Origin of the sequence: Pseudomonas parakoreensis (genome assembly GCF_021602155.1) — a bacterium.
Taxonomy (GTDB): Bacteria; Pseudomonadota; Gammaproteobacteria; order Pseudomonadales; family Pseudomonadaceae; genus Aquipseudomonas; species Aquipseudomonas parakoreensis.
This window is the reverse complement of sequence record NZ_BQHY01000005.1, coordinates 276,550-300,134: the sequence shown is the minus strand read 5'-3', so window position 1 is coordinate 300,134 and position 23,585 is coordinate 276,550. Positions and strand designations below refer to the sequence as shown.

General features: G+C 59.6%; 23 protein-coding genes and 2 pseudogenes. 10 read left to right on the top strand and 15 right to left on the bottom strand.

Annotation, left to right across the window (positions count from 1 at the left end; translation table 11 throughout):
- Positions 1-42: 42 nt before the first annotated feature.
- On the bottom strand, positions 43-1,395 hold the full coding sequence (locus L6D63_RS09935; RefSeq protein WP_131671180.1) for a GntP family permease: 1,353 nt from the start codon (positions 1,393-1,395) through the stop codon (positions 43-45).
- An 82-nt stretch (positions 1,396-1,477) separates the two neighbouring features.
- Positions 1,478-2,011 carry a gluconokinase gene (locus tag L6D63_RS09930; protein WP_047295925.1) on the bottom strand — a complete coding sequence of 178 codons (534 nt, stop codon included), beginning with the start codon at positions 2,009-2,011 and terminating at the stop codon, positions 1,478-1,480.
- A 216-nt stretch (positions 2,012-2,227) separates the two neighbouring features.
- Here L6D63_RS09930 and gntR point away from each other — a divergent pair, with 216 nt between their 5' ends.
- Entirely contained in the window at positions 2,228-3,259 is a 1,032-nt protein-coding gene (gntR, locus tag L6D63_RS09925) for an HTH-type transcriptional regulator GntR (RefSeq protein WP_047295927.1), read from the top strand.
- A 147-nt stretch (positions 3,260-3,406) separates the two neighbouring features.
- Here gntR and L6D63_RS09920 read toward each other — a convergent pair whose 3' ends face one another.
- Positions 3,407-4,279, bottom strand: coding sequence for a LysR family transcriptional regulator (locus tag L6D63_RS09920; protein ID WP_236170317.1), 873 nt, complete (start codon positions 4,277-4,279; stop codon positions 3,407-3,409).
- 121 nt (positions 4,280-4,400) lie between these two features.
- Here L6D63_RS09920 and L6D63_RS09915 point away from each other — a divergent pair, with 121 nt between their 5' ends.
- The 4 genes from L6D63_RS09915 to L6D63_RS09900 all read left to right on the top strand — a co-directional run bounded on the left by L6D63_RS09915 (position 4,401) and on the right by L6D63_RS09900 (position 7,673).
- The gene (locus L6D63_RS09915; RefSeq protein ID WP_096795052.1) at positions 4,401-4,841 is read left to right on the top strand and encodes a PACE efflux transporter; all 441 of its coding nucleotides are present in this window, start codon (positions 4,401-4,403) and stop codon (positions 4,839-4,841) included.
- 125 nt (positions 4,842-4,966) lie between these two features.
- Positions 4,967-6,391: an MFS transporter gene (locus tag L6D63_RS09910; protein ID WP_095668503.1), complete on the top strand. Its 1,425-nt coding sequence runs from the start codon at positions 4,967-4,969 to the stop codon at positions 6,389-6,391.
- A 156-nt stretch (positions 6,392-6,547) separates the two neighbouring features.
- Positions 6,548-7,108 (top strand): hypothetical protein, encoded by a 561-nt coding sequence (locus tag L6D63_RS09905; RefSeq protein WP_131671220.1) that lies wholly within the window; start codon positions 6,548-6,550, stop codon positions 7,106-7,108.
- A gap of 184 nt (positions 7,109-7,292) precedes the next feature.
- Positions 7,293-7,673, top strand: coding sequence for a hypothetical protein (locus tag L6D63_RS09900; protein WP_131671178.1), 381 nt, complete (start codon positions 7,293-7,295; stop codon positions 7,671-7,673).
- Positions 7,674-7,750: 77 nt separating this feature from the next.
- Here L6D63_RS09900 and L6D63_RS28795 read toward each other — a convergent pair.
- The 3 genes and pseudogenes from L6D63_RS28795 to L6D63_RS09885 form a co-directional block, all read right to left on the bottom strand.
- Positions 7,751-8,173: pseudogene (locus L6D63_RS28795) on the bottom strand (methyl-accepting chemotaxis protein); the annotation flags it as partial.
- 120 nt (positions 8,174-8,293) lie between these two features.
- Positions 8,294-9,070: pseudogene (locus tag L6D63_RS28790) on the bottom strand (PAS domain-containing protein); the annotation flags it as partial.
- A gap of 407 nt (positions 9,071-9,477) precedes the next feature.
- Positions 9,478-10,368 carry a LysR family transcriptional regulator gene (locus L6D63_RS09885; protein ID WP_121186810.1) on the bottom strand — a complete coding sequence of 297 codons (891 nt, stop codon included), beginning with the start codon at positions 10,366-10,368 and terminating at the stop codon, positions 9,478-9,480.
- Positions 10,369-10,467: 99 nt separating this feature from the next.
- On the opposite strand from L6D63_RS09885, the gene gstA reads away from it, so the two are divergent.
- Positions 10,468-11,061, top strand: coding sequence for a glutathione transferase GstA (gstA, locus tag L6D63_RS09880; protein WP_131671177.1), 594 nt, complete (start codon positions 10,468-10,470; stop codon positions 11,059-11,061).
- 125 nt (positions 11,062-11,186) lie between these two features.
- Here the strand turns inward: gstA and L6D63_RS09875 are convergent, their stop codons facing one another.
- The 4 genes from L6D63_RS09875 to L6D63_RS09860 all read right to left on the bottom strand — a co-directional run bounded on the left by L6D63_RS09875 (position 11,187) and on the right by L6D63_RS09860 (position 14,701).
- Entirely contained in the window at positions 11,187-12,200 is a 1,014-nt protein-coding gene (locus L6D63_RS09875) for an ABC transporter substrate-binding protein (RefSeq protein WP_047295945.1), read from the bottom strand.
- Complete coding sequence (locus L6D63_RS09870; RefSeq protein ID WP_131671176.1) at positions 12,197-12,724, bottom strand: sigma-70 family RNA polymerase sigma factor; 528 nt, start codon at positions 12,722-12,724, stop codon at positions 12,197-12,199. The genes L6D63_RS09875 and L6D63_RS09870 overlap by 4 nt, the downstream gene beginning before the upstream one ends.
- A gap of 198 nt (positions 12,725-12,922) precedes the next feature.
- The gene (locus L6D63_RS09865; RefSeq protein WP_131671175.1) at positions 12,923-13,714 is read right to left on the bottom strand and encodes a phosphate/phosphite/phosphonate ABC transporter substrate-binding protein; all 792 of its coding nucleotides are present in this window, start codon (positions 13,712-13,714) and stop codon (positions 12,923-12,925) included.
- A gap of 45 nt (positions 13,715-13,759) precedes the next feature.
- Positions 13,760-14,701, bottom strand: a complete 942-nt coding sequence (locus L6D63_RS09860) for a fatty acid desaturase (RefSeq protein ID WP_131671174.1) — start codon at positions 14,699-14,701, stop codon at positions 13,760-13,762.
- 324 nt (positions 14,702-15,025) lie between these two features.
- Here L6D63_RS09860 and L6D63_RS09855 point away from each other — a divergent pair, with 324 nt between their 5' ends.
- Positions 15,026-15,433, top strand: coding sequence for a GNAT family N-acetyltransferase (locus L6D63_RS09855; protein ID WP_095668495.1), 408 nt, complete (start codon positions 15,026-15,028; stop codon positions 15,431-15,433).
- An 82-nt stretch (positions 15,434-15,515) separates the two neighbouring features.
- Here L6D63_RS09855 and def read toward each other — a convergent pair whose 3' ends face one another.
- From def to L6D63_RS09840, 3 genes are all read right to left on the bottom strand, one after another.
- On the bottom strand, positions 15,516-16,055 hold the full coding sequence (gene def, locus L6D63_RS09850; RefSeq protein WP_047295954.1) for a peptide deformylase: 540 nt from the start codon (positions 16,053-16,055) through the stop codon (positions 15,516-15,518).
- Between the two features lie 2 nt (positions 16,056-16,057).
- Positions 16,058-17,008, bottom strand: coding sequence for a YihY/virulence factor BrkB family protein (locus L6D63_RS09845; protein WP_131671173.1), 951 nt, complete (start codon positions 17,006-17,008; stop codon positions 16,058-16,060).
- Between the two features lie 164 nt (positions 17,009-17,172).
- Positions 17,173-17,364, bottom strand: a complete 192-nt coding sequence (locus L6D63_RS09840) for a CsbD family protein (RefSeq protein WP_047295959.1) — start codon at positions 17,362-17,364, stop codon at positions 17,173-17,175.
- 196 nt (positions 17,365-17,560) lie between these two features.
- Here L6D63_RS09840 and L6D63_RS09835 point away from each other — a divergent pair, with 196 nt between their 5' ends.
- Positions 17,561-17,938 (top strand): hypothetical protein, encoded by a 378-nt coding sequence (locus L6D63_RS09835; protein WP_041068691.1) that lies wholly within the window; start codon positions 17,561-17,563, stop codon positions 17,936-17,938.
- 123 nt (positions 17,939-18,061) lie between these two features.
- Here L6D63_RS09835 and fadD1 read toward each other — a convergent pair whose 3' ends face one another.
- Together fadD1 and fadD2 are read right to left on the bottom strand one after the other, a co-directional pair.
- Positions 18,062-19,759 (bottom strand): long-chain-fatty-acid--CoA ligase FadD1, encoded by a 1,698-nt coding sequence (fadD1, locus tag L6D63_RS09830; RefSeq protein WP_131671172.1) that lies wholly within the window; start codon positions 19,757-19,759, stop codon positions 18,062-18,064.
- A 348-nt stretch (positions 19,760-20,107) separates the two neighbouring features.
- On the bottom strand, positions 20,108-21,796 hold the full coding sequence (gene fadD2, locus L6D63_RS09825) for a long-chain-fatty-acid--CoA ligase FadD2 (protein WP_131671171.1): 1,689 nt from the start codon (positions 21,794-21,796) through the stop codon (positions 20,108-20,110).
- Positions 21,797-22,038: 242 nt separating this feature from the next.
- Between fadD2 and L6D63_RS09820 the strand changes: the two genes are divergently transcribed.
- Positions 22,039-22,983: an alpha/beta hydrolase gene (locus tag L6D63_RS09820; RefSeq protein WP_047295965.1), complete on the top strand. Its 945-nt coding sequence runs from the start codon at positions 22,039-22,041 to the stop codon at positions 22,981-22,983.
- 43 nt (positions 22,984-23,026) lie between these two features.
- The gene (locus tag L6D63_RS09815; RefSeq protein ID WP_003227420.1) at positions 23,027-23,497 is read left to right on the top strand and encodes a MaoC family dehydratase; all 471 of its coding nucleotides are present in this window, start codon (positions 23,027-23,029) and stop codon (positions 23,495-23,497) included.
- Positions 23,498-23,585: the final 88 nt, after the last annotated feature.

The following is a 23,585-nucleotide window of genomic DNA, read 5'->3' as shown; positions in this document are numbered from 1 at the left end:
AAAACCGCATCGCTGCGGTTTTTTTGTGTCTTGCGTTCGAGGTTAAACGAACAGCGACAGCAACAGAATGAAGCCCAGGCCCACCACCGACAGGATGGTTTCCATCGCTGTCCAGGTCTTGAACGTCTCGGCCACGGTCATGTTGAAGTACTGCTTCACCAGCCAGAAACCGGCGTCGTTCACATGGGACAGGATCAACGAACCGGCACCGGTGGCCAGCACCAGCAGTTCACGGTTGACGCCCGGAATCATCCCCACCACCGGCACCACGATGCCCGCGCCCGTGATGGTCGCCACGGTGGCCGAACCGGTGGCGATACGAATCACCGCCGCTACCAGCCATGCCAGCAGGATCGGCGAGATCTGCGCGCTGACCGCCATGTGGCCGATCACGTCGCCCACGCCGCTGGTCACCAGCATCTGCTTGAAGCCACCACCGGCACCGATGATCAGAATGATCGCGGCGGTCGGCGCTAGGCTTGCGTCCAGCCACTTGAGCATCTGCTGCGAACCGATGCCCTGCTTGTGACCGAAGGTATACAGCGACAGCAGCAAGGCCAGCAACAGTGCCGAGATCGGGTGGCCGATCATGTCCATCCAGGTGCGGAAGAAATGACCGTCCGGCAGCGCGACGTCAGCGAAGGTTTTCAGCAGCATCAGGAACACCGGCAGCAGCACAGTCACCAGGGTGATGCTGAAGCTCGGCAGGTTCTGCGAATCGGTTTCGCGGGCCAGTTGATCGACCAGTTCCTGATTCGGCGTGCCGGGAATGTGCTTGGCGATGAACGTACCGAAGATCGGGCCGGCGATGATGGCGGTCGGCAGCGCCACGATCAGTCCGTAAAGAATGGTCTTGCCGATGTCGGCACCAAACACGCCGATTGCCAGCAGCGGGCCCGGGTGCGGCGGCACCAGACCGTGTACCGCAGACAGACCGGCGAGCAGCGGGATACCGATCTTGATGATCGACACACCGGTACGCCGGGCAACGATGAACACCAGCGGAATCAGCAGCACGAAGCCGATTTCGAAGAACAGCGGAATACCGACCAGGAACGCGGCGAACATCATTGCCCACTGCACTTTGGCCTTGCCGAACGCGCGGATCAGGGTCTGCGCGATCTGATCGGCGCCACCGGATTCGGCCATCATTTTGCCGAGCATGGTGCCCAGCGCAAGGATGATGCCGACGAAACCGAGTACGCCACCGAAGCCGTCCTGGAACGCCTTGATGATGGTGCCGATCGGCATGCCGGACGTCAGGCCGAGGAACGCGGCCGCGATGGTCAGGGCGATGAAGGGGTGAATCTTGAATTTGGTGATCAGGATAATCAGACCGATTACCGTGACCACTGCATCGAGCAGCAGGTAGGCGTCGTGGGACATGCCAAACATTGGGGGTGTCTCCTGGCTTGTTGTTGTTATTAAAGCGGGTTAAACAGAATTCGTGAGGACAGCGCTAACTCTTTCAACACACTCATACCGCCTGTTTCAGACCATGAGCCTGCCACCAGACGTGCGCCTGGGCCGCCAGCTCTTCAACGCTGTGGATCGAAGCATTCAGCGCCAGGGTCAACGGCTCGCCGACCGGCGATTCGAGGGTGGCAAACTGGCTTTCGATCAACGTTGCCGGCATGAAATGGCCCGGGCGATGGGACACGCGGTCGGCAGCCACTTCTGGGGTCAGCTCAAGGAACACGAAGCCCAGGCCCGGCAAGGCACTGCGCAGCACTTCGCGATAACTGTGTTTAAGCGCCGAGCAGGTCAGCACCGGACGCTCGCCGAGTGCATCGACACGACGCAACTCAGCGCACAGGCTGTCGAGCCAGCCGGCACGGTCGTCGTCGTTCAAGGGGATCCCCGCGCTCATCTTTTCGATGTTGGCGGCCGGATGAAAAGTATCGCCTTCAATGGCAGTGGCGCCGCTCAATTGGCACAGGGCCTGGCTGACGCACGTCTTGCCGCAACCGGCAACGCCCATGATGACCAGGGCGGTGATGGGATGACTCATATAACACCTCAGCGCGCAGACAGCGCTACCTTTGCTAGCTATGACTCTAGTGCACAGGCAGAAGTTGCCGACGCCTTCTTGTCGTTTTTTTGGGTTGCAGCAGGTTGTCGCCCGACGCCAAAAAGCGAGGATCAGGCAGGACCTCGCTTACGCATTTGCAGCTGCATCAGGACAGCGCTACCTTAGTGCCTTGATTTTTGTTTGGCAAGCCGCCCGATGACCACCCCTAAAAACGATAAAAACACTCGCACCACCGGCCGTCCCACCCTTAATGAAGTTGCCCGCCTTGCCGGCGTGAGCCCGATTACCGCGTCCCGCGCCTTGCGCGGGGTCAGCACCGTGGCCACCGAACTGGTGGAAAAAGTGCAGAAAGCCGCGCTCGAACTCAACTACGTGGTCAACCCTGCCGCCCGCGCCCTGGCCTCGGCGCAGAGCCATTCGGTGGTGGTGCTGGTGCCGTCGCTGTCCAACCTGCTGTTCATCGACACGCTGGAAGCCATTCATCGGGTGTTGACGCCCAAGGGCTTCGAAGTGCTGATCGGCAACTTCCACTATTCGCGCGATGAAGAAGAAAACCTGCTGCGCAACTACATGGCTTATCAGCCGCGTGGTTTGCTGTTGACCGGATTTGATCGCACAGAAAGTTCGCGGCGGATGATCGAAGCCAGCAACATTCCCTGCGTGTACATGATGGAACTGGACAGCGCGGCCGGCGTAAATTGCGTGGGTTTCTCGCAGCTCAGCGCCGGCGAAACCGCGGCCGAGCATTTGCTCTCGCGCGGTCGCAAGCGTCTGGCCTATATCGGCGCACAGCTCGATCAACGCACCTTGTTGCGCGGCGAGGGTTTTCGCAAAGCCCTGCAGAAGGCCGGGCGCTATGACCCGGACCTGGAAGTGCTGACCCCGCGTTCCTCGTCGGTGGGATTAGGCGGTGAGCTGTTCCTGCAACTGCTGGCGGCGCATCCGGACGTCGATGCGATCTTCTTTGGTAACGACGACCTGGCGCAGGGCGCCCTGCTCGAAGCGCTGCGCAACGGGATCAAGATCCCCGAGCAAGTGGCGATCCTCGGCTTCAACGACTTGCCGATGTCCGAGCACATGGTGCCGCGCCTGAGCAGCATCAACACCCCACGCGAAGCGATCGGCCGGCGCGCGGCGGAGCAGATGTTGACGTTGATGGCGGGGAATAGTGTGGCGCGGCCCGTTGAGGATATGGGTTTTGAATTGAAGATTCGCGAGAGTACCTGACCTCTGAAATCCTGTCGGAAGCAATCCCTGTGGGAGCTGGCTTGCCAGCGATGGCGTCAGGCCAGTCGATACAGTGTTGACTGATACACCGCAATCGCTGGCAAGCCAGCTCCCACAGTTTTTGGGTACACCCACCCTGCGCATGTATCAGTGGCTGAGCAGTTCGACGAGGGCCGATGCGCCCTTTTGCAGCGGCTGGCTCTTGAGCCACACCGCGTGGACCGGCAGTACCAGGCCGTTTTCGATGTTGCGAAAATTCAGTCGCTTCAAGCGCCCGCTGTCCAGCCACGGCTGCACCACCGACAACGGGAAATTGCCCCAGCCCAGCCCCGCCTCGACCATCTCCAGCGCAGTCTCCAGGGTGTCGGTGCGCCAATGCGATTCGGCCACCAGCGGCCGGGTTTCGCTGATCGGCAAGTCGCGACTGGCGACGACGATCTGCCGCACATGTACGAGGTCTTCGAGAAACAGATCCTGCCCCTGCAACAACGGACTGTCCGCCGCGAGCGTGGCGATCATCCGTTCGCTGCCGACGAACTGAAAGCGCTCATGCACGTTCATGCTCAACCCGGCAAACGCCAGACACACGCTGACACGGCCACTGTGCAGCATCGCCAGCACATCGTCCTGCGGCGCGGTCAACACTTCGATATCGAGCAGCGGATGACGCTCGGCAATCACCTTGATCGCAGCGAGCAAGCGGCGCCGGTCAATGTCCGCGACCACGCCAATCGACAGCTTGCTCTCCAACCCCAGCGACAACTCCACCGCATGCACTTGCAGTTGCTTGAGCTGCTCGGCAATCAGCCGCGCGTGGGGCACCAGTGACAGTGCCATCGCTGTCGGCTGCGGCTCGCGATGGCTGCGGTCGAACAAGGCGTAGCCAAGCTCCGCCTCCAGATTGCCGATAGCCATGCTCACCGCCGACGGCACCCGCCCCAAAGCGCGGGCAGCAGCGGAAAACGAGCCACGCTCGATCACTGCGAGGAACAGTTCGATGCTGTCGCTGTTGAAATTCACTTCATCTACCTATCACCAAAACTGAAAGCTACTGACTTTTTCTGTCACGCCTATTGAAGCTATCTTTCGCCGCCTTCGCCAGTCCCGCTGGCCACATGTTGCAAGAAAGAGGCAAATCCCCATGCAAGGCGTCAAACGCAAACTGGTTTACGTGTCGCTCTACGAAGTGATCGGCATGACCTTCTCCGCCCTCGGCCTGGCGCTGTTGTCCGGCACCTCGCCGGGCAGCACCGGCCCGCTGGCGGTGATCATCACCACCATCGCCGTGACCTGGAATTTCATCTACACCTCGCTGTTCGAGCACTGGGAAAGCCGCCAGCAGTCACGCACCCGCACGGTCAAACGGCGCATCGCTCATGCAGTGGGTTTTCAACTGACGCTGATCGTGTTCCTTATTCCGCTGATCGCCTGGTGGATGAACATCAGTCTGGTGCAGGCGTTCCTGCTGGATCTGGCGCTGATCATCTTCATCCCGTGCTACACGTTTGCCTTCAACTGGCTGTTCGATCGCGTCTTCGGCTTGCCGGCCTCGGCGCTGCCCGATTCGACTGCTGCGGCATAAATCGTTAATTGGTAAGCAGTTATTGCAAGAAATCGGCGGTTCTCCGGGGCTGACCGGTGAAATTCACAATCCGTGAACTCCGATAGCAGGCTAAGCTTTTCCATCAATAAAAAATGGATCCGCCGATGACTGCTCACGCCCCCGCCGCCGCGCAAAGCGACGGCATCGACCCGATACGCGCCGCCGAGATTTCTGCCCGCATCGACCGCCTGCCCGCCGTCGCCACCATCTGGCGGCTGGTGGCGCTGTTGTCGATTGGCGGTTTCTTCGAACTCTACGATTTGTTCCAGACGGCCTACATCAGCCCCGGGCTGATCCGTGACGGGATCTTCGCTACCGGCAATCAGGGCGTTTTCGGTTTCTCCGATCAGGCGGCGTTCGCGTCGGCAACCTTCCTGGGTCTGTTTCTCGGCGCCAGCCTGCTCAGTCCGTTGGCCGATCGTTTCGGCCGCCGCGCGATCTTCACCTTTGCGCTGGTCTGGTACACCGTGGCCACGGTGCTGATGGGCATTCAAAGCTCGGCGCTGGGCATCATCTGCATGCGTTTTCTGGTGGGGATTGGCCTCGGTATCGAGCTGGTGACCATCGACGCCTACCTCTCGGAACTGGTGCCCAAGCGCATGCGCAGTTCGGCGTTTGCCTTCGCCTTTTTCGTGCAGTTTCTCTCGGTGCCGGCGGTGGCGTTGATGTCGTGGTGGCTGGTGCCGCAGGCGCCGTTCGGTGTGTCGGGCTGGCGTTGGGTGGTGCTGGCGAGCGCGGTGTTTGCGCTGTTCATCTGGTGGCTGCGCAAGCGTCTGCCGGAGTCGCCGCGGTGGCTGGCGCAGCATGGACGATTCGATGAAGCCAATCGGATTCTCGACGCCATCGAAGCCCGCTGCGAGAAGGATCATCGCCAACCGCTGGATGCGCCTGAAGCCGTTCCGGTGGATGTCGAGGGCAAGGGCCGTTTCGCCGATATCTGGCAACCACCGTATCGGCGTCGGGCGCTGATGTTGATCGTGTTTCACGTGTTCCAGGCGATCGGTTTCTTCGGTTTTGGTAACTGGCTGCCGGCGCTGCTGTCCGGCCAGGGCGTCAGCGTCACCCACAGCCTGATGTACGCCTTCATCATCACCCTGGCCTACCCGCTCGGGCCATTGCTGTTCGTGAAGTTCGCCAACCGTTTCGAGAACAAATGGCAGATCGTCGGCTCAGCCCTCGGCGCCATGACCTTCGGCACCCTGTTCGCGTTACAGACCAGCGCCTTCGGCCTGATCTTCTGCGGGGTGATGATCACCTTCTGCAACGCCTGGCTGAGTTTCAGTTATCACTCGTACCAGAGCGAACTGTTCCCCACCAACATCCGCGCCCGGGCGGTGGGTTTCTGTTATTCGTTCAGTCGCTTGTCGACAGTGTTCAGCAGCCTGTTGATCGGGTTATTCCTCGACCACTTCGGCACGCCCGGCGTACTGGCGTTCATCGTCAGCAGCATGCTGATCGTGATGCTGACCATCGGCAGGTTCGGCCCGCGCACGCGCAATCTGGCACTGGAAAACATTGCCCATCGCTGACGGCCACACGGTCATCCTCTGCCGCCCGGCGGCAAGGGATGACCGCCTGGTTGCGCACGCACCAACAGTAAAGTCTTGAAATAGCAGGATGTTCTGCAAAGGCACGCTAATTGCTCGGCTATGCCCGTCAGCAATTATCCAAAGGTCTCCATCATGATGTTGGTCAGTGCCAAACAGCAGCAGCTCATCCACCTGCCCAAGCGGTTGGCGGATGACGCGACCACGACCGCCGCTGCCGGTCTGCAAAGCGGCCTGCACGGCGCCATGTTGCAATCGCTGCAGAACCAGACTCAGTCGCAAGCCACCGATGCGACCTCCAGGGTCCAGGATTCGGCCACGCAGATCGCCACCCAGCAAGTGGCTGCCGCCACGCGCATCAGCGATAACGTCGACGAAGCCTTCGCCAAGACCCGTGTCGGCCTGCAAACCACCGACGCCACGACTGCCGGCAGCACCACCGGCACCTCGGCCACCGACGCGTTCAAGGACTACATGAGCAAGTCGCCGCAACAGCGTCTGCGCGACAGTATCCTTCAGAGCATGGGCATCACCGAAGACGACATCAAAGCCATGCCGCCGGAGAAACAACTGGCCATCGGCAAAGAGATCGCCGAGCGTCTGCAGGACAAGATGAAGCTGGCACAAGCGGAAAAAGACAACGCCAATGACGTCAAGGACAGCGACAAACTGGCGGACAAGTTTCTCGCAGCGCTTTAGTTTCATGCAAAACGGAACGGGGTCCATTGCGACCCTGTTCTCTCGTACGCTCCCCCCTTATTGCTACCACTCATCAGAAAAGCCTGAGACCTGTAAGAACTGACAGTGGTGCTCTTTCGACCCGCGCTTGTTAAATGGAACGGTGATCACATTCGTGCTCACGTACCTGGATCAGGAGATCATCATGGAAGCCAACGCATTCACCGGCACTTGCGAGTGCAATTCCACCTATAACGGAAATCCGGTTGGAGAGAACTTTAGTACAGAGAAGGTTGTTTTTGATCGCAGACTTTTCAAAGCGGACATGGGCGCTCAATTTGTTCAGATCATCTACCCCGCAGAGCTTGATCCCGGTACCCACGATCTGGTTTTCGTCTCAGAGGGAGTTCCTCAGCTGCAATATCACAATGGAAAAAAACTGCTCACACTCACTGGAACCGGGAAAGTCACCATCGGGCCGAATCTGGATACCCAAGTCGGAACGATTGACGCTAATTACTTTGATGATATAGGGCGGTTGATCGCGTTCAAGGGCGAATTCACTGCCAAGTACGAATTGAAATAACAGGAGCCAATAATAAAACAAGGGCAGTCGCTACTGCCCTTGGATGCCAGGACAATGTCCATCGCTATTTCAGAGCATCAGTTCAACTGCAACGTCGCATTGAACTGCCCGATCGCATCCACTACATGCCGTGACCCCTGCTGAATCTCCAGGATCACCTCCCCCGCCTCGTTCGCCAGTTCCACACCCAGCCCGGTGCGACTCAGGCTCGACTGCATGCTCGACACCGCGCTCAGCGACAGGTCATGGTTTTTGCGCACCACTTCGACAATCTCCAGCGTCGCCTGACTGGTGCGCGCCGCGAGACTGCGCACCTCATCCGCGACCACGGCAAACCCGCGCCCGTGCTCACCGGCCCGGGCCGCTTCGATGGCGGCGTTGAGCGCCAGCAGGTTGGTCTGGTCGGCGATCCCGCGAATGGTCTGGACGATGGTGCCGATGATGTCCGACTGCTTGTTCACCGCATCGATGCTCCGCGCCGCTTCGTTGAGGTCGCGGGAAATGTCCTGGATGATCTGCACCGTCTGCTGCACGACCTGTGAGCCTTTTTGTGCGCAGGCATCGTTCTGTACCGAAGTGCTGTGGGCCGATTCTGCGGCGTTTTGCAGCGTGGTCATCTGCTGGGTGATGTCACTGGCAAACTTCACCACCTTGTACAAGCGGCCCTTGGTGTCGAACAATGGGTTGTACGAGGCTTCGAGATAAACCATCTGTCCGGACTTGTTCTTGCGCTCGAAACGGTGCGAGTGATATTCGCCGCGATTGAGCGACGCCCAGAACGCTTTGTACTGCGCCGATTCGGATTCGGAACGGTGACAGAACAGGCTGTGGTGATGGCCGACGATTTCCGGCAGCGTGTATTGCATGGTGCGCAGAAAGTTGTCGTTGGCGGTAATCACATTGCCTTCCGGGGTGAACTCGATCACTGCCATCGAACGGCTGATTGCCGCCAGCATGCTTTCTTCTTCGTGCTCTTTGTTGACCCGGGCGGTGATGTCGGCGGCAACTTTTATGACGCTTTTGACCTGTTTGTCCGGGCCATACACCGGCATGTAACTGGCTTCAAGCCAGATCTCCCTGCCGGACTTGTTCAAGCGCAGAAACGTGCCGCTGATCGGCTCGCCCCGGGCCAGGTCGCGCCACAATCTGGCGTATTCCTCGCTGCGGTAAAACGCTTCTTCGCAAAACACCCGGTGATGTTTGCCACGCACTTCCTCGGCGCTGTAACCCATGGTCTTGCAGAAGTTTTCGTTGGCATCCAGAACAATGCCTTCGGGGGTAAATTCGATCATCGCCATCGAGCGGCTGATCGCTTCGAGCTTGGCATTGGCTTCGGTCAAGGCGCAGCTGAAACGCTCGATTTCCTGCAGGTCAGCCTTGTGATGTAGGTTGAACATGGTTGTATCACCTTCCGCGCGGTCTTTTGATTTGATGAAAGTTCAGGTCTTTCAGAATCCACCACTACGTTCCACAGAACAGGCACACGCATTCCTCCACAGGAGGAAGTTGTCAGGTGATAAATGATGTTTAATCCGAGCGTGCATGCCGCGACGCTCTCATCAAGACATCCTTCTCTTGATAGCCCGCGAGCGGGCCAGCCCTAACGTGCAGAAGAACTTCCATGTACAACTGGCTCCTTGTTGGTTCAGTGTCCGGTGCCTTTGATTGCGCACTCTGGCAGCGTTGAAATCACGGCTAACCGATGACGGTCGACATAGTTAGTTACAGCTAGCATAGCCAGCGCCCTGCCACGCGCAAGGCCACTAGTCGGCCAGTATCTGGCACTTTTTGCACAAGAAACGGTTCAGCGAACGGAGGCAAGCGAAGTCTCCGCCAGCAAATCCAGCAGCGCCTGCACCGCTGCCGACGCCGTCTGCCCCGCAGGCAACACCAGCGAAAACACCCGCTCGACAGGTGGTTGCAGAGCAATCACGCGCAAACCCTGACGGTCGACCGGCAAGGTCATTTCCGGCACCAGCGTCACGCCGAGGTTTTCCCGCACCAGCGTAAAGGCGCTGCTCCACTCGCGTACCTCGACCCGCACATCCTGCAACTGCAAACAGGCTTCGGCGGCAAGGCTGCGGGCGTTGGTCGAGCAACCGCCGGTGGCCAGCACAAAGGGCAGCGCGGTCAGTTCTTGCAGGGTGACGCCTTGCTCGGTTCCTCGCAGCGCCAGCGGATGGCCCGTCGGCACGACCGCCACCCATTCATCACGGCCCAATGGCCCGGCATTGCGCTCGGGGGCCGGGTTGAGCACCACACCGACATCCACCAGACCGGCCGCAAGCAAGGTTTCCACTTCGTCATCGCTGACCTCCAGCGCCACCACTTCGATCCCGGGGTACAGGCGATTGAACTGGCGCAGCAGCGGCGGCAGAAAACTCGCCAGGACCATGGGAAAACTTGCCAGGCGAATCGTCCCGCGCAGCATCGGGCGCACGCTGTCGACGGTCTGGCGAATGGTTTGCAACGCGCCGAGCATTACGCGCGCCTGCTCAATCACCGGCAGCCCAATGGCGGTGGGCAAGGTTTGCCGGCTTTCGCGACTGAACAGTTGCACACCGAGGGTTTGTTCCATCAGCGCCAGGGCCTGGCTCGCGCCAGACTGCGTCATGCCGACCCGTTCGGCCGCGCGGGTGATGTTGCCGTGATCGGCCACAGCGACCACCAGCCGCCAATGCATCAGGTTCATCATGGCAGTAGCTGTCCTTATGGCTGCTTTCTGAAAGATTAATTTTACCGAGGGTGCGGCGCACTATGACACTGGCGCCAAATCCTCACCAGAGAGCTGCCGATGAAGCTGTATTACGCCCCGCAAGCCTGTTCGCTGGCGCCGCACATTGTGTTGCGCGAACTGAAGCTGCCCTTCGTACTGATCCGCGTCGACAACCGCAGCAAGCGCACCGCCAGCGGCGAAGACTTCATGGCGATCAATCCCAAAGGCTATGTCGCCGCCCTGCAACTGGACAACGGCGCGGTGCTGACCGAAGGCCCGGTGATCCTGCAATATCTGGCGGATCTGCAACCCCAGTCAGGGCTGTCGCCGGCGCCCGGCAGTTTCGAACGGCTGCGTTTGCAAGAGTGGCTGAATTTCGTTTCGAGCGAGATCCACGGCGGCCTCGGCGCGCTGTTTGATGGGCGGCTGCCGGCCGAGGTGATCAAGGAGAAGTTGTTCAAGCGTTTTGCCGTGTTGGTCACGGTGCTGGAGCAGCAGGAGTATCTGCTGCCGAGCGGCTTCAGCGTGGCGGATGCATTGTTGTTTGTGGTGCTGCGTTGGGCCGGGTTGTTTGACATTGACCTGGCGCAGTGGCCGGCGCTGGCGCGGTTTCAGGCGCGGATTGAACAGCGGCCGACCGTGATGGCGGCGTTGGCGGCGGAAGCGGTGTAAGTCTGCAGATCATTCGCGAGCAAGCTCGCTCCCACACTGGATTCGGACAAGCCATGGACCCAGTGTGGGAGCGAGCTTGCTCGCGAAGGCGGTAGCTCAAACGCCACCGATCAAACAGTTGAAACTCAAAGTCCCGCCGTCACCTTGCTCGCCACCTCCCCCGGCACCCACGCCTGCCACACCTGCGGCTGATCACGCAGAAACGCTTCGGCGACCTGCCGCGGTGGCTGGCGCTTTTCGCTCATTCCGGCCAGCGTCTGGTTCAGCAGATCAATTGGCAAATCGACTTTCTCGAAGAACGCCACCAGTTCCGGGTATTGCGCCTTGAACGGCGCCGACACGCCAATCGCCAGGCTGGCCGGCATCGAGCGGGTGCCCTTGGGATTCGGGTTGTTGGCATCGGCCAGGGTTTTCCAGGCCTCGGCATCGAACGGCGGTTCTTCGAGTTTTACCAGTTTGAAGCGACCGAGCAGCGGCGTCGGCGACCAGTAGTAGAACAGCACCGGTTTGCCGCGTTTGATCGATGACGCCACCTCGGCATCCAGCGCCGCGCCGGAGCCGGTGCGGAAGTTGACGTAGCTGTCGGTCAGCGCATAGGCCTTGAGCTTCTGGCTGTTGACGATCTCCGAGGTCCAGCCGGTCGGGCTGTTGAGAAAGCGTCCACGGCGCGGGTCTTCCGGGTCGCGGAACACGTCCTTGTAGCGCGGCAGGTCAGCCACCGATTTCAGCTCCGGGGCCAACGCTTTGATGCCGCGCTCGGGATCGCCCTTGATCACGTATTCCGGCACCCACCAGCCCTCGGTTGCGCCCTTGACCGTATCCCCAAGGCCGAACACCTTGCCTTCATTGGCAGCCTTGACCCACGCCGGACTGCGCCCGGCCCATTCCTCGCCGATCACTTGAATGTCGTTTTTCGCCAGCGCCGCTTCCAGGCTGACGGTGCTCCCCGGCAGCGTATCGGTCGGGTAGCCGTAGCCTTTCTCGACGATCAGGCGTAGCACTTCGGTGATGAAACTGCCGCTTTCCCAGGTGATGTCACCGAAGTGGATCGGCGCGGATTTCTCCGCCGCCGAAACAGCGCCGACGCTCAGGCTCAGCGCCAGCAACGAACGGCCGAGCAGGGTTTTGATCGATCTCATGCGGACCTCTTGTCTGTCAGGATTGGGTTGGCGCTGTGGCGGTCGCACAGGGCCTGGGAACGGCTCATGTAAGCGCTGACCGAACGCTGGGAAATGCCCAGTTCGGCGGCGATTTGCGGGTAGGTCAGGCCATCGATCCGTGCCAGCAAAAAGGTCGAACGGACCTTGCCGGGCAGGCGTTGCAGGCTGCGGTCGAGGCGCTTGAGGGTCTGGCTCAGGTGTGCGAAGTCTTCAGGCGAAGTGGCGACCTCGACGTCAATCTGCTGCGCATGCCGGCGCTCCAGGTCCGCGCGGCGCCAACGCTGATAAAGCAGGCGTTGGGCAATCGTGGTGAGCATGGCGCGGGGTTCACGAATCGCCGTGACACTGGGCGCCTGAAGCAATTGCGCGAAGGTTTCGGCAGCGATGTCTTCCGCGTTTTCGGCGGCGTGCAGCTGCCGGCGCAAGTACGTGCATAGCCAGCGATAGTGGGCGCGGAACAGCACGTCGAGATGATTGCGGTGAACGGTATCGGCGCCGGACATAAGGGCTCCTGGGCAAGGGGTCGCTGGATGTCCGGTGATCCGGTGGCGCGATCCTAGCAAGGCGCCTTATGCATTAATAATATTTATATTTCATTCCTATATTCTTTTTTGAGATATAAGAGCGAAAGATCGCAGCCTTCGGCAGCGCCTGCATTTGAAATGCGTTCAACCTGTAGGAGCTGCCGAAGGCTGCGATCTTTAGCGCAAGCGGCCATAGCCCAACTCTTCAGCCTCACGCTGATAGTCGAACACAACCTGATAATCGCTTTCACTGGCTGCCAAAACCTCAGGCAATCCAAGGATCTGCGCCACATCCGGCAACTCAAGCAGCGTCTGATTCATCACCTGGCGCAAGTGCTCGATTTGTTTATCCGTAGTCGATACGGCGGTGATAAACGGCAACGTCGGACTGAACGCACTGCGCGCCACCACCCGCAATCCGTTGACCTCCTCGGGTGCGTATTGCGCAAGACAGGCATAGGTCACGCTGTCGATGGCTGCCAGATCGGCGCGTTCTTCACGCAGCCAGCGCAGACTCTCGCGGTGTGCGCCACTGATGCCGACCGTGGCGAAGAACTGCCCGTCGCGCTGCAACGGCGCCAGGCGCTGGCGCAACAGATTCATGCCACTGTTGGAGTCTTCGCTGTTGATCACCCCGCGACTGCCACGAAAATCCGCCAGGGTTTTGCGCGCATCGTCTGCGCGGCTGAGAATCAGGCTGCAGTGATTGCCGGCGCTGGCGTCGGGCAATTCGTAGCGCGGGCGACCGACGATGCGCACCTGATCGCGCAGCAAGGTCATCAACGGGTAGCCGCAGGTTTGCGTCAGTAGCAGATCGGGCGACAACCACAGTTCGGGCAGCGACAGGCTGGCGGCGTTCAGGCGGGAGTGGCCGAGGTGTTTGAGGATGCGGGAAATCCAGCGCTCGCTGGCCGCACGAATGGGCTCGGGGGCGGTGTACATCAGCAGTTCAACGTGATGTTGGGTCATACACATTATTTCCCTGCAAATACTTACCTGTGGTGGTCCTGGGGGTCAGTGAAAGGGATGCTCGGGACTGTCGATCGGCTTGAACCCGTGGCGCCACCACAACTGCCCATAACCCTGCACCAGAAATCCGCCGCTACGCGCGACCCATTGCTCGCGGCGCATACGGTAAGCCTGGGGCAAGTCGTACCACGCCAGCCCCGGCAGGTCGTGATGCACCAGATGAAAATTCAGATTCAGAAACAGCCAGCGCCACGGCCAGCCGGCCTCGTTGAGCACGGTGCGTTGCTCCGGCTGTGCGTGCGGGCGGTGTTCATAGTAGGAGCGGATCATCGCAATCGACAGCGCCGGTACGCTGATCAGCAACAGGTAATGCCAGACCGGCAACACGCTGAAGCGCGCGACCAACCACAGCATCAACACGGTGAACGCACCGTGGGTCAGCCACATTCGCCAGGCCTGCCGCTCGCGGTTTTTCAGGCGTTGCAGTTCTTCCGCGGCCAGTGCCAGCAAGGCCAGCGGCGCGCCAATCGCGAACCGCCCGAGCACGGTTTTGTTCAGCCAGTGCAGGCCGCGTTCGAACAAGGAACTGCCCTGCCAACGCACCGCCGTCAGATAACGGCTTTCCGGATCGACACCGGGCACTGTCAGGTGCTCATCGCGGTGATGCAACAGATGGCTGTCGCGGTACAAGGTGTACGGGTACCACACCGCAAAGGGTGCATAACCGAGGATTTTATTGAAAAGCACCGAGCGGGTCGGATGCCCATGCAGCAACTCATGCTGCACTGACAGCCACAGCACCAGCAGCGGAATCAGCAGCAATGTGCTCAGGCCGCGCCCCAGCCATGCGCTGTTGAGGATGATCGCGAACCAGCCGCCATACACGCCGATCAGCAGCAGCCATGTCGGCCATTCGGTGCGGGCGGTGAAGCGCTGGCGCAGGGTTTCGATTTGCTGGCGATGGTGGACGTCGAAGTAATTCGGCATGGCGTGGCTCGGAACGGGAATCTTCCCCTTCTGTGCAACGAAGCCGGGCAATCTTGCAGATTATTTTTGCGCTGAGGCGGGAGCCCGGAGGACGGACTCCCGAGGGACGTGATCAATGACCGAAAATATCGACCTTCTTGGCTTTTTTCTCTGCACGCTTTTCAATCGCCGTCTTGGCCGGTTTCTTCTTCGCGGCTTTCTTTGAATCCATACCTTTGGACATGATGCGTACTCCACTCACAGGGATGTAGGCTCAGGTATACACCTATCGCGCGTCGCGCGTTCTTTTATAATCGGCGCTTTGCCCGCCGTCAGTCCGATCCCATGTCCGATACCCAGTACAGCCTGCTCGACGAGCCTTTGTGGCCGTTGATGAACAAGTTTTACCGCCGCCACCAATCATCGATGAAAGCAGTGCGCGACGCGCAACTGTGGGTGGCCCGTCGCGAGGACATCGTCGCCGCGTTGTGCTTGCGGCCGGTGGCGGGCGGGTATTGGTTGACCGGGCTGTTTGTCGATCCGGATTGCCGTGCGCAAGGGATTGCCGGGCAGTTGATCGCGGCGGCGGTGAAGGATGTGCAGGAACCGGTATGGCTGTTCTGCCATCCGGATTTGCGCGGGTTTTACGAGCGGCGTGGCTTCAGCTTCGATCCTGCCCTGCCCTATGCATTGGCCGAACGGTTGAGCCGGTATGCGCGGAGCAAGCCGATGATTGCGATGGGGCTTGTTTGAAGATCAAACGATCGCAGCCTGCGGCAGCTCCTACAGGGATTGGTGCAGGAGCTGCCGAAGGCTGCGATCTTTTGATTTTTGCTTAATCGTCTGCGCTCGGATCAAGATCCGGGAACATCACTTCGGTAAAGCCGAACTTGCTGAAATCAGTAATCCGCGAAGGATACAGACGGCCGATCAGGTGATCGCATTCGTGCTGCACCACCCGCGCATGAAAACCCGAGGCCACGCGCACGATCGGCTCGCCCTTGGGATCAAAACCTTCGTAGCGGATCTGCTGATAACGATCCACCGCGCCACGCAGGCCGGGCACCGACAGGCAGCCTTCGAAACCCTCCTCGGTCAGCGGACTCAACGGCGTGATCAGCGGATTGATCAGGATTGTCTGCGGCACCGCTTCGGCGTCCGGGTAGCGTTCGCTGTGCTCGAAACCGAAGATCACCAATTGCAGATCGACGCCGATCTGCGGCGCGGCCAGGCCAACTCCGCCGACGCTTTCCATGGTCTGGAACATGTCATCGATCAGTTGCCACAGCTCGGGGCTGTCGAACATCTCCGGCGGCACTGGCGGGGCGATGCGCAGCAGGCGTTCGTCGCCCATTTTGAGGATTTCACGAATCATGATCAGGCTTCGTCAGTGTCAGGCTTGAGCGAATGATCGCGCCCCAGGCCGGAGACGTGTTGTTTGGGATGTACATCGAGTTCGCCGGGGACTTTCTCGCCCGCGTCCTTGCCCTCGCTGGACATGTGTTCGATCACCGCATTCATCTCCGCGCCGAGCAGCAGCACCGCCGAGGAAATGTAGAAATACAGCAAAAGCACGATGATCGCCCCGATGCTGCCATACATCGCGTTGTAGTTGGCGAAGGTTTTGACGTAGAACGCAAAGCCCAGCGAGGCGATGATCCACACCACCACGGCCAGCACCGAGCCGGGGGTGATGAAACGGAATTCCTGTTTGACGTCGGGCATCACGTAGTAGATCAGCGCCACCGCGACCATCATCAGAATCACGATCACCGGCCAGCGCGCAATCGTCCAGACCGTGACGATGAAGTCTTCCAGCCCTACCTGCGCGGCAATCCAGCCCATCACTTGCGGCCCGAGCACCATCAGCGCGGCGGCCACCAGCAGCATGCCGGCAATGCCCACGGTGTAGAAAATCGACAGTGGAAAGCGTTTCCAGATCGGCCGTCCCTCGACCACGTCATACGCGGCGTTCATCGCGCTCATCATCAGGCGCACACCGGCCGACGCGGTGTACAGGGCGATGACGATACCCACCGAGAGCAAGCCGCCCTTGGACTGCTGCAACTGATCGATCACCGGGTTGACCTGTTCCAGTGCCTGCGGCGGCAATACCAGTTCCGACTGCAGACGCAGCCAGCTGAAGAAGTCCGGCAGGTGCAGGAAACCGATCAGGGCAATCAAAAACAGAATGAACGGGAACAGCGAGAACAGCATCTGGTAGGCCAGTGCCGAGGCGTAGGTCGACATCTCGTCGTCGACGAATTCAGTGACCGTGCGCACCATCACTCGATGCAGGGGCAGACCTTTCATGTCCGGAAAAATCATTCGCGTCTCCTTTCGCCGCATTACAGGTTGAAGTCGTGGCGACTCAGGGGCCGTTTTTTACATCACGGTAGCCTACTTGGCGACCTTCGTGGATGACCGTCGGGTTTTGACACAAAAACGGCCATCCTTGGATGGCCGTTTTTGTGTTTCGTTCAAGGCGGGAATTACGCCTTGTCGACACCTTTCTTGATGGCGTCTTTGGCTTTGCCGACAGCTTGCTGGGCTTCGCCTTTTTTCTCTTGCAGCTTGCCTTCGGCTTGCAGCTTGCTGTTGTCGGTGGCTTTACCGACACCTTGCTTGACGTTGCCGACAGCTTCGTTGGCCATGCCTTTTACTTTATCGCCAGTGCTACTCATGGTGTTTCTCCTTGGTGCATTGAAGGGGAAAAGTCAGTACGTAATGATTGACTGGCCGGGTTTGCCACGAGTTTCATTTATTTTTGCCGTTCATTTCGTCGTGCAATGCAGGTTGGGCTTTATGTTTGCCCCCCAAGCCCCGAGAATGCGCAGCTATGGGCGCGCTGCGCCAACGATCAGACCCCGCAGGAATGTTATGAAACTCGATAAAAAGCAGGCCATTGCCCGTCGCAACCAGGAACTGGGCGGCGCTGTGCTCGGCACCAACAACTGCCACTTCGCCGAACTGAACCGCAACCGCAACATCTGGTGGTTCGACCTGCCGGTATCGCGTCTGGCCGTCGGCCAGTACGAGTGGATTCACCTGCTGATGCACACCCCGGCCACCGACGAACTGCTGCACCTGAAAGTGCCAACCGTGTTTCTGCGGGAAAAGCTCGAAGGCCTGGTGATTCGCAACGAAGGCAAGCGCAAGGCGGCGTTGAGCTTGGAGTTGAGTGCAGACAAGGATTCGTACCTGCAGGACATGCGTCCGGCGGGGACCAACGTAAATTTCGCGCCGTTCCGGCAGTAACAACCGCATAAAGCAAAAGATCGCAGCCTTCGGCAGCTCCTACATTGAACTCTGTAGGAGCTGCCGAAGGCTGCGATCTTTTGATCTTCAACAAAAAGCCCCGCATTTGCGGGGCTTTCTGTTTTAGGCGGCGTTCTTCGCCTTGATCTTCTTCAGCTCTTCGTCACGCAGCTCGCGGCGCAGGATCTTGCCGACGTTGGTGGTCGGCAGTGCATCGCGGAATTCCACCGAACGCGGCACCTTGTAACCGGTGACGTTGGCGCGCATGTGTTCCATCACGGTTTCCTTGGTCAGGGTGACGCCCGGTTTGGCCACGATGAAGATCTTGATCGCCTCGCCCGATTTCTCGTCCGGCACGCCGATGGCCGCGCACTGCAACACGCCCGGCAAGGTTGCCAGCACGTCTTCCAGTTCGTTCGGGTAAACGTTGAAACCGGACACCAGGATCATGTCTTTCTTGCGATCGACAATGCGCATGTAGCCATCGGGCTGAATCAGCGCGATGTCACCGGTCTTCAGCCAGCCTTCGCTGTCGAGGATTTCGTCGGTGGCTTCCTGACGCTGCCAGTAGCCCTTCATCACTTGCGGGCCCTTGACGCACAGCTCGCCGACTTCGCCCATCGGCTGCTCGACACCGGCATCGTCGATGACTTTGCACAGGGTCGACGGCACCGGAATGCCGATGGTGCCGATCTGGATGTTCTGGATCGGGTTGACCGTGGCCACCGGGCTGGTTTCGGTCATGCCGTAACCTTCGCAGATCGAGCAGCCGGTCACGGCTTTCCAACGCTCGGCCGCGGCCAGTTGCAGGGCCATACCGCCGGACAGGGTGACTTTCAGGTTGGAGAAATCCAGCTTGCGGAAACCTTCGTTGTTGCACAGCGCCACGAACAGCGTGTTCAGGCCGACGAAACCGCTGAACTTCCACTTCGACAGTTCCTTGACCATCGCCGGCAGGTCGCGCGGGTTGCTGATCAGGATGTTGTGGTTGCCGATCAGCATCATCGCCATGCAATGAAAGGTGAACGCATAGATGTGGTACAGCGGCAACGGGGTGATCAGGATCTCGCAGCCTTCGTTGAGGTTGGAGCCCATCAGCGCCTTGCACTGCAGCATGTTGGCGACGAGGTTGCGATGGGTGAGCATCGCGCCCTTGGCCACGCCGGTGGTGCCGCCGGTGTACTGCAACACCGCGACATCGCTGCTGTGCGGGTTGGCTTCGGTCACCGGCTGGCCCTGGCCCTTGCTCAGCACGTCATTGAACTTGACGGCTTTAGGCAGGTGATAGGCCGGTACCATCTTCTTCACGTACTTGATCACGCTGTTGATCAGCAGGCGCTTGACCGGCGGCAGCAGGTCGGCGACTTCGGTGACGATGACGTGTTTGACGCCGGTTTTCGGCACCACGGCTTCCGCCAGGTGCGCCATGTTGGCCAGGCACACCAGGGCCTTGGCGCCGGAGTCGTTGAATTGGTGTTCCATTTCCCGCGCGGTGTACAGCGGGTTGGTGTTGACCACGATCAGCCCGGCGCGGATCGCACCGAAGACGGCGACCGGGTACTGCAGAACGTTGGGCAGTTGCACGGCAATTCGATCACCGGGCTGCAAGTCGGTATGCTGTTGCAGATACGCGGCAAACGCACCGGACAATTCGTACAGTTCACCGTAGGTGATTGTCTTGCCCAGGTTGCTGAAAGCCGGTTTGTTGGCGAAGCGTTGGCAGGACTGCTTCAACACTGCCTGAATATTCGGGTACTCGTCTGGATTGATGTCGGCAGCAATTCCAGCCGGGTATTTATCCTTCCAAAAGTCTTCGATCATGGAAGCCCACTCCTCAGCAACGCGAATTCTTCACCGCATTTGATGCGATTATTATTGGTGTGTGTTTTGTATTGGTGAATCTGGCTTTTCTACAGGCCGAGAAGTCACAAAGCGCGCCGAGAGTAGCAGCTTTGCCAAGGGCCGACTAGAGCCAAAAGCGGCCTCCATGGTCACTTTAATGACTCAAGACTTTCTAACAGTCATTTTAGAGCAAAAATCCTATATCACCCTGAAAGCCCCGGTTTTACGGGCCTTTAAAGCAAAAGATCGCAGCCTTCGGCAGCTCCTGCATTGGAACTCATTCCCTGTAGGAGCTGCCGCAGGCTGCGATCTTTTCGTTTCTGCCCTTTAAGCGATATCGCGCAACTCCCGCCGCAAAATCTTGCCGACCGGCGTCATCGGCAACGACTCACGCAGCACGATGTGTTTCGGCACCTTGTAGGCCGTGAAATTCTCTTTGCAGTACGCCTTGAGCTCTTCGAGGCTGACCCCGGTTTCCCGCGCCACCACGAACAGCTTCACCGCCTCGCCCGAACGCTCGTCCGGCACACCGATCACCGCGCAGTTGGCGACTTTCGGGTGAGCCATCACCACGTCCTCGATCTCGTTGGGGTACACGTTGAAACCCGAGACGATGATCATGTCCTTCTTGCGGTCGACGATGCGCACGAAGCCGTCCGGGTCGATCACCGCAATATCACCGGACTTGAACCAGCCCTCGGCGTCCAGCACTTCGGCGGTGGCCTCGGGTTTATGCCAGTAGCCTTTCATGATCTGCGGGCCTTTGATACACAGCTCGCCGCGCTCGCCCATCGGCTGCTCGACGCCCTCGTCATCAATGACTTTCAGCAGCGTACCCGGCACCGGCAGGCCGACCGTGCCCAGGCGCGACTTTTCGCCATACGGGTTGGTGCAGGCCACCGGCGAGGTTTCGGTCAGACCGTAACCTTCAGTAATGCGGCAACCGGTGATCTGCTCCCAACGCTCGGCGGTGGCCTTGACCAGCGCGGTACCGCCGGAGTTGGTCAGCTTGAGACTAGAGAAATCCAGGGTCTTGAAGTCCGGGTGATCCATCAGCGCGACGAACAACGTGTTCAGCCCGAGCAGCGCCGAGAAGCGCCAGTTCTTCAGTTCCTTGATGAAGCCTGCGATGTCTCGCGGATTGGTGATCAGCACGTTGTGGTTGCCGGAAACCATCATGCACATGCAGTTCGCGGTGAAAGCATAGATGTGATACAGCGGCAGCGGCGCCACCATCACCTCCTGCCCTTCGCGCAGCAGTGGCTGACCGTCAGGCCCCAACTGGGCGAGACAGGCACGCACTTGTTGCATGTTCGCCACGAGGTTGCCGTGGGTCAGCATCGCGCCCTTGGCCAGCCCGGTGGTGCCACCGGTGTATTGCAACACGGCGATGTCGTCGAGGCTGACTTTCAGCGGTTTGATCCCCAAACCACGGCCCAGGCGCAGCGCACTCTTGAACGAGATGGCCTGCGGCAGCGAATAGTCCGGGACCATTTTCTTCACTTTGCTGACCACAGTATTGATCAGCCAGCCCTTGGCGGTGGGCATCAGATCGCCCATTTTCGCTTCGATCAGGTATTGCAGGTCGGTGTCCGGCAGCACTTCCTGGACCTTCTGCCCGAACATGTTCAGGTACACCAGCGCCCGGGCACCGGAGTCCTTGAACTGGTGGCGCATCTCGCGCGCGGTGTACAGCGGGTTGGTGTTGACCACAATCAGCCCGGCGCGCAAGGCACCGAACACGGCAATCGGATATTGCAGCACGTTGGGCATCTGCACCGCGATGCGATCCCCCGGCGCCAGATCGGTGTGGGCTTGCAGGTAACCGGCGAACGCCGCGCTGTAGCGCTCGAGTTCCGCGTAGGTCAGGGTCACGCCCATATTGCTGAAGGCCGGACGGTCCGCGAATTTCTTGCAGGAACGCTCAAACACCTCGATCACCGACTTGAACTCGCCCATGTCGATGTTCAGGGGTACGCCGGCGGGGCGTTTGTCATTCCAGAAATCAGGTTGCATTGTTCTTGTCCTCTTTACCTGAATCGATCCGGGAGCCGCTTTTCTGTGGTTTCGCGCTTATCCCTGAGGGCACAAAGCAAAAAGCGGAGCTTCACGGACACTAGCAGTTATGGCCATTGAGGCAAATAAGGGCAATGGCGACATTGATCGTATGAATCTTCCTGCCGTGGCGTGAGCTGATCGGACGCGCTATACAATGCAACGACTGCGGGCCGTAACCGCTCGATCAAAAAGGAATTGCCATGATCCACCGTGCCTTCTGGCTGGACGCGAGTGACCGCAGCCGCCTGTTCGTCAACCAGTGGCTGCCCGCCGCGCCATTGAAAGCAGTCATTCTGCTGGCCCACGGCATGGCCGAACACAGCGCTCGCTACGAAAGGCTGGCGAATGCGTTCTGCGAACAAGGCTACGGTGTGTACGCCCCGGATTTGCGCGGGCATGGCAAAACCGCCGAACACGGGACGCTCGGGCATTTCGCCGATGACGACGGCTGGTGCAAGGTGATCGGCGATCTGGCCAGCCTCAATCAGCACATCGGCCAGCAGCATCCCGAGGTACCGATCATCCTGCTCGGGCACAGCATGGGCAGCTACCTCGCTCAGGGTTACCTGCTGCATCACAGCGCCAGCCTGCACGGGGCGATTCTCAGCGGTTCGAACTTTCAGCCTGTCGCGCTTTACGGCGCGGCGCGGCAGATCGCCCGTTTCGAAAAACTGCGTCAGGGCGGCAAGGGCCGCAGTGCGTTGATCGAGTGGTTGTCGTTCGGCTCGTTCAACAAAAAATTCAAACCGGCGCGTACCCCGTTTGACTGGCTGAGCCGCGACCCGGTCGAGGTCGATCTGTATGCCAACGACCCATTGTGCGGCTTCCGCTGCACCAACCAATTGTGGATCGACTTGCTCGGCGGCTTGCAGCAGATCAGCAAAGCGTCCAATCTCGCGCAGATCGACCCGGGCCTGCCGCTGCTGGTGATCGGCGGTGAATGTGATCCGGTGAGCGAAGGCAAGCGTCTGACAGATCTGGCCGCAGCGTTGCGCTCGGCCGGCAGCCAGAACCTGCAACTGAAGATCTACCCGCAGGCGCGGCACGAATTGTTCAATGAAACCAATCGCGACGAAGTGATCGCCGATGTGCTGACCTGGATCGACCAGGCGCTGAGCCATCGCCGCCCCCATCGCAGCGAATAATTTTTTGTGGATTCACTTTAATCCGTCACAGGAATCAAGACCGATGACCCAGGTTACCAACATCCCTTACGAAGCCCTCGAAGTCGGCCAGACCGCCAGCTACAGCAAGACGGTGGAAGAACGTGATATTCAGCTGTTCGCCGCGATGTCCGGCGACCACAACCCGGTGCACCTGGACGCCGAGTTCGCCGCTGCCAGCATGTTCAAGGAACGCATCGCCCACGGCATGTTCAGCGGTGCGTTGATCAGCGCGGCCGTGGCGTGCGAGCTGCCTGGGCCGGGCACCATCTACATCGGTCAGCAGATGAGCTTTCAGAAACCGGTGAAGATTGGCGATACCCTGACCGTGCGTCTGGAAATTCTCGAGAAGTTGCCGAAGTTTCGCGTGCGCATCGCCACTCGCGTGTTCAATCAGCGCGATGAGCTGGTGGTGGATGGCGAGGCCGAGATTCTCGCGCCGCGCAAGCAACAGACCGTGACCCTGCCGACGTTGCCGGCGATCAGCATCGGCTGATGGAAAAGATCGCAGCCTTCGGCAGCTCCTGCCCTGGAATGCGATCCCCTGTAGGACCTGCCGCAGGCTGCGATCTTTGGCTTTTCCC